The organism is Telmatobacter sp. DSM 110680, from assembly GCF_039994875.1.
Classification (GTDB): domain Bacteria; phylum Acidobacteriota; class Terriglobia; order Terriglobales; family Acidobacteriaceae; genus Telmatobacter.
On record NZ_CP121196.1, the window covers coordinates 1,733,496 to 1,748,540 of the forward strand.

The 15,045-nt window shown below is 55.1% G+C and carries 13 protein-coding genes; 7 read left to right on the forward strand and 6 right to left on the reverse strand.

All coding sequences use genetic code 11. The annotated features are described in order from the left end of the window. Positions 1–219: 219 nt before the first annotated feature. A complete protein-coding gene (locus P8935_RS07120) occupies positions 220–429 on the reverse strand; it encodes a lmo0937 family membrane protein (RefSeq protein WP_348264297.1) in 210 nt (69 codons plus the stop codon). Between the two features lie 178 nt (positions 430–607). Between P8935_RS07120 and P8935_RS07125 the strand changes: the two genes are divergently transcribed. The 6 genes from P8935_RS07125 to P8935_RS07150 are packed head-to-tail and all read left to right on the forward strand — an operon-like array spanning position 608 to position 7,747. Beyond that, entirely contained in the window at positions 608–1,990 is a 1,383-nt protein-coding gene (locus P8935_RS07125) for a TolC family protein (RefSeq protein ID WP_348264298.1), read from the forward strand. After that, positions 1,987–3,099 carry an efflux RND transporter periplasmic adaptor subunit gene (locus P8935_RS07130; protein ID WP_348264299.1) on the forward strand — a complete coding sequence of 371 codons (1,113 nt, stop codon included), beginning with the start codon at positions 1,987–1,989 and terminating at the stop codon, positions 3,097–3,099. Before P8935_RS07125 ends, P8935_RS07130 begins: the two co-directional genes overlap by 4 nt. Further along, positions 3,096–6,344 carry an efflux RND transporter permease subunit gene (locus P8935_RS07135; RefSeq protein WP_348264300.1) on the forward strand — a complete coding sequence of 1,083 codons (3,249 nt, stop codon included), beginning with the start codon at positions 3,096–3,098 and terminating at the stop codon, positions 6,342–6,344. Before P8935_RS07130 ends, P8935_RS07135 begins: the two co-directional genes overlap by 4 nt. Continuing rightward, complete coding sequence (locus P8935_RS07140) at positions 6,341–6,529, forward strand: DUF2892 domain-containing protein (protein WP_348264301.1); 189 nt, start codon at positions 6,341–6,343, stop codon at positions 6,527–6,529. Before P8935_RS07135 ends, P8935_RS07140 begins: the two co-directional genes overlap by 4 nt. Before the next feature lie 5 nt (positions 6,530–6,534). Next, positions 6,535–6,795 carry a hypothetical protein gene (locus P8935_RS07145; RefSeq protein WP_348264302.1) on the forward strand — a complete coding sequence of 87 codons (261 nt, stop codon included), beginning with the start codon at positions 6,535–6,537 and terminating at the stop codon, positions 6,793–6,795. 40 nt (positions 6,796–6,835) lie between these two features. Then, the gene (locus P8935_RS07150; RefSeq protein ID WP_348264303.1) at positions 6,836–7,747 is read left to right on the forward strand and encodes a sigma-70 family RNA polymerase sigma factor; all 912 of its coding nucleotides are present in this window, start codon (positions 6,836–6,838) and stop codon (positions 7,745–7,747) included. A gap of 53 nt (positions 7,748–7,800) precedes the next feature. On the opposite strand, the gene P8935_RS07155 is transcribed toward P8935_RS07150, so the two are convergent. The 3 genes from P8935_RS07155 to P8935_RS07165 are packed head-to-tail and all read right to left on the reverse strand — an operon-like array spanning position 7,801 to position 10,441. Beyond that, on the reverse strand, positions 7,801–8,730 hold the full coding sequence (locus P8935_RS07155; RefSeq protein ID WP_348264304.1) for a metallophosphoesterase: 930 nt from the start codon (positions 8,728–8,730) through the stop codon (positions 7,801–7,803). Then, complete coding sequence (locus P8935_RS07160; protein WP_348264305.1) at positions 8,714–9,304, reverse strand: hypothetical protein; 591 nt, start codon at positions 9,302–9,304, stop codon at positions 8,714–8,716. Before P8935_RS07160 ends, P8935_RS07155 begins: the two co-directional genes overlap by 17 nt. Before the next feature lie 18 nt (positions 9,305–9,322). Continuing rightward, positions 9,323–10,441 (reverse strand): phospholipase D-like domain-containing protein, encoded by a 1,119-nt coding sequence (locus P8935_RS07165; protein ID WP_348264306.1) that lies wholly within the window; start codon positions 10,439–10,441, stop codon positions 9,323–9,325. Between the two features lie 145 nt (positions 10,442–10,586). On the opposite strand from P8935_RS07165, the gene P8935_RS07170 reads away from it, so the two are divergent. Further along, positions 10,587–11,639: a hypothetical protein gene (locus tag P8935_RS07170; protein ID WP_348264307.1), complete on the forward strand. Its 1,053-nt coding sequence runs from the start codon at positions 10,587–10,589 to the stop codon at positions 11,637–11,639. A 7-nt stretch (positions 11,640–11,646) separates the two neighbouring features. Here the strand turns inward: P8935_RS07170 and P8935_RS07175 are convergent, their stop codons facing one another. After that, the gene (locus P8935_RS07175; RefSeq protein ID WP_348264308.1) at positions 11,647–13,470 is read right to left on the reverse strand and encodes an ABC transporter ATP-binding protein; all 1,824 of its coding nucleotides are present in this window, start codon (positions 13,468–13,470) and stop codon (positions 11,647–11,649) included. A 90-nt stretch (positions 13,471–13,560) separates the two neighbouring features. Then, positions 13,561–15,045: a GAF domain-containing SpoIIE family protein phosphatase gene (locus tag P8935_RS07180; RefSeq protein WP_348264309.1), complete on the reverse strand. Its 1,485-nt coding sequence runs from the start codon at positions 15,043–15,045 to the stop codon at positions 13,561–13,563.

Consider the following 15,045-nt stretch of genomic DNA (forward strand, 5'->3'; position numbering starts at 1 on the left):
AAAGCTGGAGGGTGTAGCGAATGGGATGGATTTGAGCTTAGAGTGCGCTTCTATACTGATATGCGTCGAGTAGCGGCAAACCGGATCAATTCCAAGGCGTACAGCCAAGCCTAAGCATCCAGAAACGCAGATTCGCCTCGCACACACTAGGAATGCGAGGCGAACACTTCAAGTAGATGGGAATCCTCCGCGTCTTTCACTCAGTTTGCATGCAGGCTTCTAAACTGTCGAAGTTCTGCCGCGCAGAAAGTGAAACACAAAGGAGACTAACGCCAACACCAATAAGATATGGATGAGAAAACCCGCCGTATGGAACATTACGAATCCACCCAGCCACAGTAGAACCAACACAATTCCTATCCCTAAAAACATTGTTTCCTCCTTATTTACATCTCTAATTTGTCGGAATTCGTCCGACCGCGGAAGCATGGGGGCAGCTATCTCAAAGTTTGAGACATGCTCTGCCGCTTAGGTTGTCTGCCTTCAACTTCTTAGGGTGTTCATCTGTAACACCGGCTGATCTATTCCGGTGCTGTAGGCAACCTGTTTTGCTGTTTCTCGGGCGAATCTGTAACGAATCTGCATACTCGTGGCTTTAATCCTTTAAATGGATAAAGCAGGAAAGTTAAGTAGACCCAATTTTGTCCGCGCTCGGTTTCTGGGCCTTGTCCTTCTAACGCTCGTAGACGGCATCGCCGCTACGGGGCAAGGTGCACTCAAGCTCCGAGACGCCATTGAAACAGCCTTGGGCAAAAGCCCTGACGCTGCAATCGCACGAGCTGGCAATCGGGAAGCCGACGCGGGGGCTGTTCTGTCTCGCACCGCGCTGCTGCCGCAACTGAGCTTTATTGAAGACATCTCCCGCGGAAACGATCCCGTGTATGTTTTCGGCTCGCGGCTGAGGCAAAGGCAGTTCACGCAAGCAGACTTTGCGATCGATGCTCTAAATCATCCAGATCCGCTTGGCGATTTCTCGACGCGGCTGTCCGGTTCGTGGGTGGCCTTCGATTCATTTAAGACACAGAGAGAGATTCGTCGTGCCGACAGCTTGAAGCAGAGTGCTCAATTGTCGGGCAAGGCAGTCGATCAGCAGATTGTCTTCCGCGTCGTGACGGCATACCAATCGGTGCTCTTCGCTCAGCGAGAGGTCGACGTAGCCGAGCACGAGCAGGAGACGGCGGCGGCGCTGCTGACTTCAGTCGACGACCACGTAAAGGCTGGCCTTGCGGTCGAGTCCGATCGCATGTCGGCACAGGTGAATGGAGCCGCCCGCAAACAAGAGTTGATTGCGGCACAGGGTGATCTGGAACTGGCGTGGGCCCAACTGCGAGAAGCGATGGGTGTAGCGGATCTGCAAGCTTCAGATCTAAAACCGATCGAACCGCACACATTCCCGCAGCTTCCGTTGGAACAGGAAATCGAAACAGCATCCAAGTCGCGCCCGGATATTTCCGCCCTCGCCCTAGCGCGGTCAGCACAGGCATCCGCGGTGGGAGCGGCACGATCGGAATTCGGTCCGCGCATAAGCACCTACGGAAATTGGGAAGAGGACCGCGGTTCGCTGGGTGCGTCAGGAGGCAGCAACTGGGTAGCGGGGGTGCAGATCAGCATCGACATTTTGCCTTTAGGCAAGCGCGCTCAGGTTGCAAGAGAAACTGCCGCTCAACAACGAATTGAGGCGCAGTTCGCAGCTTCCCAATTGCATGTGCGCCTTGAAGTGAACCAGGCACATATCCATCGCCAGACCGCGGCCCTGTCCCTTGAGACTGCGCAGGTCGCGGTGGATCAAGCGACAGAAAGTCTGCGCATCGTCAGGAATCGCTACGGCGCCGGGCTTGCCACGATTACCGATCTGCTGCGAGCAGAGGATGCGGAGCGGCAGAGCCAATCCAATTACTGGCATGCGGTCTATGGAAACACCATGGCATATGCCGAACTTCTATACGCGACAGGGACACTGACGCCCGATGCTGCGGAGGAATTGCAATGAAGAATCTTGTATCGGGTTTCCTGATGGTTTTCTCCGCAATGCTGCTGGCCGGCTGCGATGGAGCGAACTCTACGCCTGTATCACCTGTACAGACCGTGAACGCACGTGTTGTCGAGAGTCAACAGCGGCAGGTGCCCCAGATGATCCAATCGACCGGCACCATCCATGCTCGGGAAACCGCAATCATATCCGCGCAGATCATGGGCCGCATCCAGCAGGTTCTGGTACGCGAAGGGGACGAGGTGCGCGCCGGGCAATCTCTGGTCATACTCGATGACGCGTCGATGCGTGCGTCCGCGGATCAGGCGCAGGCAGGCGAGCAGGCCGCCAGGAGCCAAATCACCGCGGCTGAAACCGACGCCAAGCTCGCTGCCAGCACGCTGGAACGCTATCGCCAGCTTGAAGTGCAGAAGAGCGTAAGCCCGCAGGAGATGGATGAAGTAACGCGCCGCGCAGAAGCTGCAACCGCAAGACTCGAAGCTGTGCGAGCGCAATCGGATGCTGCGAGGGCCCAGGTGGCCGGCGCGCACACGATGCTGGGCTACACGCGAATCGTTGCGCCATTCGCCGGAGTGGTGACCGCACGCATGGCCGATCCAGGGACAATGGCCGCACCCGGGGTGTCCCTGCTGCAGATCGATCAGGCCGGAGTTGTGCAGCTTCAGGTCACAGTGGACGAGTCCCTGATCGCTGCCATTCGCAAGGGGATGAAAGTCCAGGTCGCAGGCAATAGTGCTGACTCCTCAACGATCGACGGTACGGTTGCGGAGATTATGCCCGCCGCCGATCCGGCTAGTCACAGCTTTCTGATCAAGATTGATCTGCCGCCCTCAAACCACCTACGCGCGGGCATGTATGCAACTGCGTCGTTTAACAACGGCGTTCGGCAGGCGATTGTTGTCCCCCGAACAGCCATTGTGAATCGCGGTTCACTCATTTGTGGATACGTTCTGGACAGCCAGGGAATCGCACAACTTAGAACCCTCACGCTGGGTGCAGAGCAAGCTGATTTCGTTGAAGTTCTCTCAGGGCTCTCTTCTGGAGAAAAGCTTGTCGATGGTCCCGAAGATCGCGACCTTGCCGGCAAACGCGTCGAGGTTCAACCATGAAGCAGGACCTTGGAATCGCCGGGCGACTGGCACACAGCTTTCTCAATTCCAAACTGACGCCGCTGTTCGTCGCTGCGTCGCTGGCTGTCGGAATTTTTTCGGTTGTCATCATCCCCCGCGAAGAAGAACCGCAGATTCTCGTACCAATGCTCGACATCACCACCGCCATGCCGGGCGCCTCACCGACAGAGGTTGAAGAACGCGTCACTCTACCCATCGAAAATCTCGTCCATCAGATCAGTGGTGTCGAGTATGTTTACTCAACGTCGAGCCCCGGGCAGAGCTTGGTCATCGTGCGGTTCCTGGTCGGTACTCCGCAGGAAGATGCGCTGATCAAGGTTTACAGCAAGCTCTATTCCAACTTCGACCGCATGACTCCCGGCGTTTCCCAGCCGATCATCAAGGCCCGTTCGATTGATGATGTTCCTATTCTTGCCCTCACGCTTTGGGGCGCGCACTATAACGGGTATCAACTTCGCAGTTTCGCGGCAGAGATCCAGCACAATATCGCGCAGATTTCCGATGTGTCAGAGACGGTGATCATCGGCGGTCTTCCGCGCACCATGCGGGTTGTTCTCAGCACCGGAAAACTGAATGCGTACGGATTGTCCGCGATGGCCATCGTCAGCCGTTTGCAGGGCGCCAACGCCACCGTGCAGGCAGGAAGATTTGCCGAAAATAATCAGGAGGTTCGCGTCGAGGCCGGGAACCTTTTTTCAAGCCAGGCAGATCTCGAAAGTGTAGTTGTCGGTGTCGTTCGTGGGCATCCGGTTTATCTTCGCGATGTTGCGGAAAAGATCGTTGATGGCGCGGCGGAACCTTCGGATTATGTGGTTTTCGGCACTACGAATGCTGCCGCAACGGGAGTTCAGGGGGCGCGCCAATATCCCGCAGTCACCGTAACCGTGGCCAAGCGCAAAGGCACCAACGCAACTGAAATCTCAAATGCTGTTCTCAAGCGCGTTCATGAAATGCAGGGCGTCATCATCCCTGCCGATGTGACCGTGACCACTACGCGCAATTATGGAGAGACAGCCAAAAACAAATCAGATGAGTTGCTAGAGCACTTGCTGCTGGCGACTCTATCGGTCACTTTTCTGGTTGCCTTGTTTTTAGGATGGCGCGAGTCTGGAGTGGTGCTGCTCGCGATTCCGGTCACGCTCGCGCTCACCATGTCGGTGTTTTATTTGTTGGGTTACACCATCAATCGGGTCACCTTGTTTGCCTTGATCTTCAGCATCGGCATTCTTGTGGACGACGCAATCGTGGTGGTCGAGAACATGGTGCGTCACTTCCGACTGCCTGAAAATCACGGTCGCCCGCTGAGCCAGATTGCAGTTGAAGCCGTAGCTGAAGTTGGCAATCCCACAATTCTCGCGACGTTTGCCGTAATTGCCGCTGTTCTTCCCATGGCCTTTGTTCGTGGCCTGATGGGGCCGTATATGCGTCCCATTCCTGTGGGTGCCTCGGCCGCAATGCTCTTTTCTCTGCTTGTCGCCTTTGTAGTTTCGCCGTGGGCCGCTCTCCGCTTGCTCGGAAAGCATCTCGAAGGTGCCAAACTGTTGGAACCGGACACTGAGAATTGGCGCACACGTCTATATCGCCGCATCATGACGCCGTTGATCCACTCCACGCATAATCGTGCTCTGTTCTTCGCTGGAGTGCTATTGCTTTTTCTGATTTCGGTCGCCCTTGTGCCGCTGGGTTTGGTGCGCGTAAAGATGTTGCCATTCGACAACAAGAGCGAACTACAGGTGGTCATCAACATGCCTGACGGGACGCCGCTGGAGCAGACTGCGAGAGTAGCCCAAGTTTTGGGTGACAAACTCGGCCAGCAGCCCGAGGTTCTGAACTACCAGACGTATACAGGAACGTCGGGCCCTTACAACTTCAACGGACTGGTGCGCCACTACTACATGCGCCGTCAGCCCAACCAGGCCGATATCCAGGTCAACTTGCTGCCCGCAAACCAGCGCAGCCTACAAAGCCATGCCATCGCTAAAAAACTTCGGCCTCTGCTCGACGAAATCGGAAATGCTTACGGCGCGCGCATTCAGGTGAGCGAAGTTCCTCCTGGGCCGCCAGTAGTACAAACTTTGGTCGCGGAAGTCTACGGTCCTGACCTTGCAGGACAAACTCAAGTTGCGCAGCAGATCAAGGCGATCTTCCAGCACACGCCGGGAGTCGTCGACACAGACTGGTATGTCGAAGACGCTCAGCCAAGATTGGTGATGCATGTGAACGAGAGCAAAGCCGCCCAGCACGGCATTGCGGTTTCCGACGTTGCGCACGCATTGGCGCTTGCCATCTCCGGAGCACAGGTCGGTCTGCTCCATGATCAACTCTCCCGCGAACCGATACCTGCAATCGTCGAACTTGACCGCGCAGAACGTTCGTCTGAGCAAGCCCTCGAAAACATTCGTTTGCCCGGAGCCGATGGCGGCATGATCTCTTTACGTGAGCTGGTCGTAGTCGAACGCAAAACCATTGAGCCCAGCATCTATCACAAGAACCTGCGCCGCGTGGTGTACGTAACCGGCGACGTGGCCGGTCAGGAGGAGAGTCCGGTCTACGCGATTGGCAAGATGAACAAAGATCTTGATCGCCTCATTCTTCCGGCCGGATACATGCTCGCGCGGTATAACTCCGCGATGCCTGATTCCACGGATCATTACTCAATGAAGTGGGATGGCGAATGGCATATCACAATCGAGGTGTTTCGCGATATGGGTCTCGCGTTTGCCGCAGTGCTCATTCTTATTTACGTACTGGTCGTAGGCTGGTTCCGTTCCTTCCTCGTTCCGCTCATCATCATGGCGCCGATTCCTCTCACTCTCGTCGGAATCATGCCAGCCCACGCGATGCTGGGCGCATTCTTCACCGCTACTTCGATGATCGGATTCATCGCCGGTGCCGGCATCATCGTGCGTAATTCAATCATTCTCGTTGACTTCATTGAACTCAGAATCCGTGAAGGAATGCCGCTGGCCGAAGCCGTCATCGATGCGGGAGCTACCCGATTTCGTCCCATGCTGCTTACTGCGGCCGCCGTTGTCGTCGGTGCCAGCGTCATACTCACCGACCCAATTTTTCAAGGTCTTGCTTTGTCGTTGATTGCGGGAGCGGTCGCTTCGACCTTTCTTTCGTGGCCGACCATTCCAGTTCTCTATTACATGCTGAACTCTGGTCATCAATCGAAGTCGGTATCTAATTCAGAAATTGAAAAAGGAGCATTCACATCATGAACGTTGAACGCGGTGTGCGCCTCATGGCAGGTGTTATGGTTTTACTCTCGCTTGTGCTTGCGCATTTCTTTTCTCTCTATTGGCTTTGGTTGACGGTATTTGTAGGGCTCAACCTGTTGCAGTCGGCATTCACGAATTGGTGCCCCGCAATGAATATGCTGCGCTCCATAGGACTGAAGGGCTGATAGAGATGAGTCGACCGATGACTACGCGCACGCCGGCGCCGACGTCAGAACCTGGGGGCAATCACAGCGACCGTCTCAAGGATGAAGTCTATCGTCAGATGTTTCGACTGGAGGCAAATCGCCCCGGTGCCGATCTGGGCCTTGCGCTTGCACTGCTGCGTGCGTGGCTCGCTTCCAGTTCGGCGCCCCACACGCGTGAGTCAAATCAGTGGCTAAAGAAGATTTGCCCAATCTGCATTGCCATGATCGAGTCCAGTATTCGATGACGGAAAGATATACTGATCGTGTTCCGGAAAGCCTCAGCATATGCGCCCCGAATTAATCCAGGCGACGGATTTGCTGCGTCGCAATACCCCTGAATCCGTCGAAGAAGCTATAGGTCTGCTCCAGAACACGGTCTATTCCTTCAGTATGAAAGTCTGCGGACATCCTGAAGATGCCGAAGACACCATGCAGGAGGTGCTATCCCGCTCGCTTCCGCACCTTGCAAAAATTCAAGATCCACAAGCTCTCGCAGTCTGGCTCTATACCGTGACGAGAAACCGCTGCTGGCGCATGCGTCGCAAGCCGGCTCATGCTCCTCGACAGACAGCTTCGCTCGATGAATTGATGCCGGATGACGCGGAGCTGGGACGCTTGTTGCAAGATGCAGCAGAAGGACCTGAAGACAACCTGCTTCACGCCGAGCAACACCATCTGTTGCATCAGGCAATCTTGAAGATTCCAGCCCAATTGCGCATCGTTCTCGTTCTCTACGATATGGAAGAGTTGACCACGGAACAGGTTGCCCAGGTTCTCGCCTTGCAACCCGGAACGGTTAGGGTCCGCCTGCATCGCGCCCGTTTATGGGTCCGCAAAGAGATGAGCAAGATGCTGGATCGCGCATCAACTTCAACTGAGGACACTAAGACAATTGAAAAAAAGTCCAAGAGGGCCGCAGTCAAAAGCGAAAGGCGTCCCGCCGAGTGTCGCGATTTGTTTTCGAATCTCTCCGAGTACATGGACCGTCGAACTGATCCCGTCACATGCGAACAAATGCGCGAACATATTGAAGCGTGTCCTGCGTGCATTGCTTTCCTTCGGGATTTGCGCGCCGCCATTGACCGCTGCCGCTCGCTTGAGCTTGAATGTGACTCCGCGGTAGCCCCGCGGCTCCGCGCCATCCTCACGCAGGAATATCTAAGAATGCTGGGCACGCAGCCCACCCAGGCGAGCTAGTCCATTCGCTTGAGAAGCTTTAAGAGCATCCTGTTGGCTTTTAGTCCTCGTTGTCACTTTTGATTTGCGGTCTGCAGGGTTAGCTGGCCCGAGTCAATGGTCTGCCCGGAGCGAGCGATGGTTTGGAAATACATCTGATCGCCGTCGACTTCGACCAGCATGAAACTACGGTCGGTGTCGAGCTTGACCAAGTCAAGATCGCACGAGCTTCGAATGTTGTGGTATCTAAGCTCTCCTGACTCACCTTCAAGGAAGAAGTAGATGCCCTGTTGCGGTTTCAAATGCTCATACACGTGCTCGTGGCCACTCCACACAGCGTTGACGCCGTATTTGGTAAATAGCGGCATGAGTTGGTTGCGAAGGTCGATATCGGGACCATGGAACTTTGCACACGTGAATAACGGGTGATGGAAGTAGGCTATCTTCCATTTGGCGTTGGAGCTCTTCAGCTTGTCTTCAAGCCATGAGAGCTGCTGAGGAGTCATGTAGTTGCTGTCGAGCACGAAGAACTGAACATTCTTTTTCTGGAAGGTGTAGTAGCGATTGCCGCCCATGCTGTAGGGCTTGTAATTAATTTCGAGCTGCGGGTCATCGTGATTTCCCAGAGATGCGTAGAATTTCACGTTCTCATCGAGCAGTATCTTGTACGGCTCTTCGAACTTCACCTGGAAGTCGCGAGGAGAGTGACCGCCGTAGATGTTGTCGCCATCCATGGTAACGAAATCAAATTTGACCACTGACCAGTAGCGCTGCATCTGGTTGGCAACTTCGAGTTCAGGGCGCTCACCCGTGCCGTTGTCGCCTATCACCGCCCAGCGCACTGAGCCGTCTTTTAAAGGCAGACGAATATCGGGCTTGGCTTCAGGTTGAGCTGGAGGCGTCTCGTCGCCGGGCAATCCCGGGTAAAAGGCAAGAAGAAGAGGCAGAAACAAAAGTTGTGTGTAACGCATCGGAGTGTGAACCTTTTCATTGAGGAAGCGCATTCGGTAAGAAATCGACGACCATGTTGGCGCTCGAGTCTCGCAGCGCCAATGTAGTTCCAGCGATGCAATAGTCCATCCCTTTCGGCAGGGTAGGAAGGACCTTCAAAACGGTTGGCGGAACGGTTTGAATCGGCTGACCGTTTCGGTTAGGGAATTCGTCGTTGACGCGGAAGGCAGCAGGAGCACCGGGCTCAGCGTGATTCAGGCTGGATTTTATCTTCGCGCTACCAGGACCGTTCAAGACATTGGCGAGCAGTTTGCGAAATACCTTCGCTGCTTCTGGCGTAAATAGATCCCCTTGCTTCGCATTTGCGCGCGACTGCTGCACGGCATCGCGAAGTTGCTTGCGTTCCTGCTCCAGCTTGGCTACGTCCGATGTCGGCTTCATCTTGTCAGCGGCGAGAGAGTGCTCTTTGCTGATGTAGTCCCTGGCCTGTTTGCTGAAATCCGAGAGGATCTTTTGATCGGAAGAAGAGATTGACGAGGTTTGCGCAGGAACAGTCTCTATGTGCATGGTCGCGAGTATCGCCAGGGCGATGGAGATTTGAAGACCGAAGCGAACGCGTCTAAACATTGGTAGTCTCCTGCGTGCCTACTTGTCTTTTTCAGCTGTTTTCCCGGTATCGTCGGTCGCAGAGGACGCGACGATATTTTTAAGCGCATCCTGAACGGCTCCCTGCACCTCGTCGTGAAAGGCCTCCCGCACAGTCTGCGCGACTTCTTCGGGCTCGAACGGTGTTGAATCCTTGGTGTCGATAACCTTGTCAAGAACCTGCTCAAGAACGGGCTTAATGCTGATTTGCCGTGCAACTTCCTTCGCTACCTTTTTTGCGGGTACAACGATTGCTGAAGCGAGTTTTGTGTCCTCAATGACAGGTTCGGAACGTTTCCAGTCCTTCTCAAAGATCGCTTCCATCTCCTTGACGGTTTTCTTGTCGCGGAAGATTAGCCCGATCTCGCGTCGCGCCTCGAGCTCCAGCTTGCGCAGGCTCTGGCTGCCAAGGAAGGCGGAGTTGCCATCGCGGAGAATGGCGCGGAGGTGCAATCGCGAAGGAAGGCGGCGCACCGAGATATTGCCACCCTTGGCAGAGGCGCGAGAGAGAACACGTACTTCTGCGCCACTTGAAATTTTCTTCTGCAACAGTTTGAGGAAGTCGCGGTCGCTGATCTTCATCTCGTAGATCAGCAACTTCTTTTTGGTGCCGGCAATGAAGTTGGTAAGCTGCTTGCGCGCGTTCACCGGACTAACGACAAGATCGCCTTTTACATTCTTATAGGGCCGCCGCTTGGAGTCGCTCTCGAAGAGACGAATAGCCTCTTTAACGACGCTTTTCTTTGAGGTGACGATGCCCAGCGAACGGCTGAGATCGATGTCCATGTGAGTGAAGTTGAATCCGAGCAAGTAGAGCATCTTGTCATCGATGATGAACATTTTGCCGTGATAGCGGACAAGATCGTCAGCAGTGCGAGTAACAGTAACGCCTTCGGCCAGAAGCCGCATCTCGAGGCGGCGAAGGTTCTTCTCTTCGCCTTGGTTGGTATGCGCGATCAGCGCCTGAACGGTGACGCCGCGGTTGACGGCGGCGACGAGCGCTTTTTCAATTTCGACACGATCAAAGCGAAAGATGAGAATTCGGATAATCTTTTTGGCTTTTCGCAGAGCGTCGAGGATGGGTTTAATTCCGTTATCCGGCTGAAGGAGCAGCTTCACGCGGTCTCTCCTGGGATGCTGCAACAGATTCTTATTACTGGAGATGCAATTTGCCCCCGGGAGGATGTTCCGATGCTGCTGAGCACCCCAAAGGCCGTTCAGTTGCTTCTAAGTGTGCAGCGTAGTTGCAGCAAGAGGAGAAAGAATGAAGTGCAACCACGGTGTCTGGATTGGAATCACGATCCTCACCCTATCACTGCTCCCACCGACGGCACACAGCCAGCCTGCCGAGCAATCAACAACAAAAACTGCGGGCAATCCTAAACGGGACAATGACAACCCCGTTGACGCAGCAAAGCTGCACAATCCTTTGCTGTGGCACGATCCCGGAGCGATCGATGCTTTGGATCTGTACAACGGGCGAGGCGGCAAAGAGGGGCAGCCAGTTGCACCCTTCAAGTTTGAGTCAGAAAACATGCAAGGCACCAATCCTAAATTCGATGCCCGCGATGCAAACGGCACCAAATGGCGGGTGAAACTGGGGGATGAGGCGCGTCCGGAGGTTGTTGCATCGCGGCTATTGTGGGCAGTTGGCTACTTTGTGAACGACGATTATGTGATTACCTCAGCCCGTGTGGAAGGCCTGCGCCTGGAACGTGGAAGGAAGCTGGCTAATGGCGAGCAAATTGAAGAAGCGCGATTCGAGAAGAAGCCTGATCAACAGAAGAAGATCGGGATATGGCGATGGAGAGAGAATCCATTCCTCGGCACCAGAGAATTCAACGGGCTGCGTGTGATGATGGCCGTAATGAACAACTGGGATCTGAAGGATGTGAATAATGCGGTGTATTCCGATAAATCAGCGGATCGCGACATCTTTCTTGCGAGCGATATTGGCGCGACCTTCGGAACGAACGGCCTGAGCTGGACAAAGGATCGTTCCAAGGGAGATGTGAATACGTTCAAGAAATCGAAATTCATTACTCATCAAAATGATCGTGTGGTCGACTTCGGAACTCCCGCAGCACCGGCGCCATTGCTGGCCGTGAATGCAAAACACTACCAGATGCGGCGCGACCTCGAATGGATCGGCAGAGGCATTCCGGTCACCGATGCGCGTTGGATTGGTTCGCTGCTGAAACAACTGAGCCATCAACAACTGGTGGACGCTTTTCGCGCGGGTCATTTTCCGGCTGACGAGATTGACAGATATGTCGAAGTCGTAGGGGCGCGCATTCAGGAACTCAACGCCCTGTGAGCGACAATCACGCAGAAACCGTTGCCGGCGCTTCATCGAGGCTGGCCTGAATGTCGTGAAGCTTCCTGTAGATCCCATCTTCGCGTTGCAGAAGTTCGTCGTGGGTCCCCGACTCCGCAATGGCGCCATTCTCGATGACAAAGATGCGACTGGCACGGCGAACGGTGGAGAGCCGATGGGCTATGACAATGGAAGTTTTGCCTTCCATCAATCGATCGAGAGCCTCGACGACAAGCTGTTCCGAGGCGGCATCAAGACCTGACGTCGGTTCGTCGAGGATGAGGATTGGCGTCTTGCGAATAATGGCTCGGGCGATAGCGACGCGCTGACGTTGGCCGCCAGAGAGTGTGACGCCTCGTTCGCCGACGGGTGTATCGAATTTCTGCGGGAGTTTTTCAATGAACTCCATCGCATTCGCGGTTTCGGCAGCTTTGACGATCTGCGATTGCGTTGCGTCAGGACAGCCGTACGCGATGTTGTCCCATATTGTTCCGCTGAAGAGAACGGTATCTTGGAGAACGAAGCTGATCTGGCTGCGCAGGGATTTTTGTGTAAATTCGCGAATATCGGTTCCATCAATCTTGACGACGCCGGCGGTGGGGTCATAGAAACGCGCGATGAGATTGATGATGGTGGTTTTGCCGGCGCCCGTGGGTCCGACTAGCGCCACCATTGCACCGGAATCAACATGCATGTTGACATCGGTCAGAACCGACTCGCTTTCCTTGTAGGAAAATTCAACGTGTTCGAAATCGACCTGACCTTTGAAGGCGGGAGCCTTACGAGCGTTGGGCTGATCGTGGACCTCGTCGTCACTGCGGAGGATTTCCTGTATGCGCTCAAAACCCGTTGCGGCTTTTGAGTAGGCATCGATGGTCTTGGAGATGTCCTGCATGGGCTTGTACATTTTGCCGAGATAGAAAATGAATACCACCATCGATCCTGGCGCTAGCCGCCCCGACATCGCGAGTTGCGCGCCGAACCAAAGCACCGCGCAGGTGCCGATCGCAGTAACGATATTCACGATGGGAACGAGCCGTGCCTTGAGAGAACGGGCAGCAAGAGCAGCCTCGACTGCCTCGAGGCTCTCACCCTCGAACCTGCGAATTTCGTAATCCTCGCGCGAAAACGCTTTGACAACGCGGATGGAAGACACGACCTCCGAAACAAGAGAGACCATCCGCCCTTCTTTTTTGCGGACCTCGCGGGAGGCCTTTTTTACCTTGCGTGTATAGGTGTTGACGATAAAAAAAAGCGGAGGAACGACCGCCAGCGCTATCAACGTGAATTGCCAGTTCACACAGAACATAACAATGATCATGCCGATCAGCGTGAGGGAATCGACCAGGATTCCGAGAAGCCCTGAGACAATGAAAGTCTGGATCGCATCAATGTCCACGGTTACTCGGCTAATAAGATCGCCCGTAGGCTTTGTGTCGTGGTAGGCAAGCGAGAGCCGCTGCACATGGGTGTAAATCGTCCGTCGCAGATCATGCGCAATCCATTGTCCTACATTGGTGGTGAGGTATTTTTCGGCGTAGGTGCACAGCGCGTCAGTAACCGCGATAACAAGAACTGCGATGCATGCGAAGAGGAGGATGTTGCGGGGCGCTGAACCTGCGGTCGCAACAATGGCCTTATGTAACCAGCCGTGCTGGTTCTTTCCTTGAAGCAGGTCGTCCAGAACGATCTTGAGCGGCCATGGTTCGAGAAGGCCCGCGATGCTTTCGCCGGCTATAGCGAGCAAGCCGAGCAATAACTCGCGCCGGTGGGGCCGCAGAAGTTCAAGGATGCTCAAGCCGGGCTTGCTGTCGAGCGCCTGAGAATTCATGAATAATTTGGATGCGTGAACTTGAAGATTCGGTATTTTTCCAGATTTTTCGTCCGGGAATGGCAGACCGCGGATTCTTTGCGTGCCTGCTCAATCAGCCGCGAGTCCCAGCGTCAACACAGTAATGTCGTCTTCCTGACCGAATTGCTGCGCGGTACCCGCGATCTCCTGTGCGGGCATGAGCGTAAGGCCGGCGAGGCGCTCGAAACCATAAAGCTCCCCAGATTTGGAACGCGCTTCCGGTACACCGTCAGAGAACAAGACGAGGCGCTCTCCTGGTGCCAGTCGTCCATGCACGAGCTTGTAGGTCTGATGCGACTCGATTCCCAGGGGCAGCGAAGGCTCGGTTTCGAGCTCGTGTCCGAGCAAGTACGGAGCGATGTGACCGGCGTTGGCAATCGTGTATTCCGCTGACAACGAGATGCTGACACAGCAAGCAGTCGTAAAGCCGAGCTGGCCCTGCGCAATCAGTGCGTTGTTGAGGCTGAAAAGAATATCGCCTGGATCGTGCGAAGTTTCCCTCCGCAGTACGCCGAGAATCATGGCGACGCGCATGGCAGCGGTCAAGCCCTTTCCTGAAACGTCTCCGACAATGGCTGTAAGAGACCCATCTTGAGCCGGGGATACAAAGAAGAAGTCGCCGCCGACTTCGCTCGCGGGCAAGTAGACAGAGTCAACTTGAAAGCCGGGCGTGGGGCTCGACGCACTCTGCAGCAGCAGTTGCTGCACAGTGCTTGCCGCCTGCAATTCGGCCGCAAAAGCTGCGCGTGCCCGGGCGGCGTCGACCATCTCAGCGCATAGAAGTGCGTTGGCGATCGCAGCTCCAGTCTGGAGTGCAATGGTATTCAGAAGTTTCAAATCCGCCGTGGAGTAAGACGAAGAAGATGAGGTCGCAAGCGCGATGATGCCGACTGATCTCTGCCCGGAGCGCAAGGGAGCGCAAATCAGAGCCTTCAACTCTCGCTCAGAGCCGAGCGCGCGCGTGTCAGAGGCGCAATCATTCACAATTTCCGCGATACCTCTTTCAAGCACCGAAGCAGCGAATAGCGAATTGATTCCCAGTGGTCCCGGATTTTCGATTCCGTCAGCGCCTGTTGGACCGAATGACGCAGCAAGATAAAGCGGGCCGTCCGCCTTCTCCGTGACTAGAATGCAGCCGCTCGTGGCGTGGATGAGTCGTTGCGCCTGCGCAAGAGCAGACTGACTGACAGACGACAGATTCAACAGCGCGGCAAGCTGCTCTGACAGTTGCTCGATCAGGTGGACTTCACGATAGAGATGAAGAACCTCCGAGGCAAGGGAGCGACCTTCGGATTCGCGAGCCGCCAAGTGCGCGAGCATTTGAGCCAACGCATTGGCAGCGGCCGATGGGCCTGTGACAAATCCAATGTTCGTATCTCCGACTTCGATCGGAGTTTTGTGCTCATCAGCTGCAGCCGTCTGCTCACCAAAGTAGACTTTTCCGGCAGTATCAAATATGCATGTGCCGTCCCCCATCGTCTCCCATAGCGTTCGGAACGCCGGAAAACTGCCCGATCTGGGGTTGAGCAATGCCTTCAGAGTCACGCTCGGCAT

Bases quoted from the DNA above. Each gene is read 5' to 3' on its own strand.
- P8935_RS07155 (WP_348264304.1), bottom strand. From the start codon at position 8,730: ATGCGCTTCCTCAATGAAAAGGTTCACACTCCGATGCGTTACACACAA.
- P8935_RS07135 (WP_348264300.1), top strand. From the start codon at position 3,096: ATGAAGCAGGACCTTGGAATCGCCGGGCGACTGGCACACAGCTTTCTC.
- P8935_RS07120 (WP_348264297.1), bottom strand. From the start codon at position 429: ATGCTTCCGCGGTCGGACGAATTCCGACAAATTAGAGATGTAAATAAG.
- P8935_RS07160 (WP_348264305.1), bottom strand. From the start codon at position 9,304: ATGTTTAGACGCGTTCGCTTCGGTCTTCAAATCTCCATCGCCCTGGCG.
- P8935_RS07125 (WP_348264298.1), top strand. From the start codon at position 608: ATGGATAAAGCAGGAAAGTTAAGTAGACCCAATTTTGTCCGCGCTCGG.
- P8935_RS07140 (WP_348264301.1), top strand. From the start codon at position 6,341: ATGAACGTTGAACGCGGTGTGCGCCTCATGGCAGGTGTTATGGTTTTA.
- P8935_RS07180 (WP_348264309.1), bottom strand. From the start codon at position 15,045: ATGCCGAGCGTGACTCTGAAGGCATTGCTCAACCCCAGATCGGGCAGT.
- P8935_RS07145 (WP_348264302.1), top strand. From the start codon at position 6,535: ATGAGTCGACCGATGACTACGCGCACGCCGGCGCCGACGTCAGAACCT.
- P8935_RS07175 (WP_348264308.1), bottom strand. From the start codon at position 13,470: ATGAATTCTCAGGCGCTCGACAGCAAGCCCGGCTTGAGCATCCTTGAA.
- P8935_RS07170 (WP_348264307.1), top strand. From the start codon at position 10,587: ATGAAGTGCAACCACGGTGTCTGGATTGGAATCACGATCCTCACCCTA.
- P8935_RS07130 (WP_348264299.1), top strand. From the start codon at position 1,987: ATGAAGAATCTTGTATCGGGTTTCCTGATGGTTTTCTCCGCAATGCTG.
- P8935_RS07150 (WP_348264303.1), top strand. From the start codon at position 6,836: ATGCGCCCCGAATTAATCCAGGCGACGGATTTGCTGCGTCGCAATACC.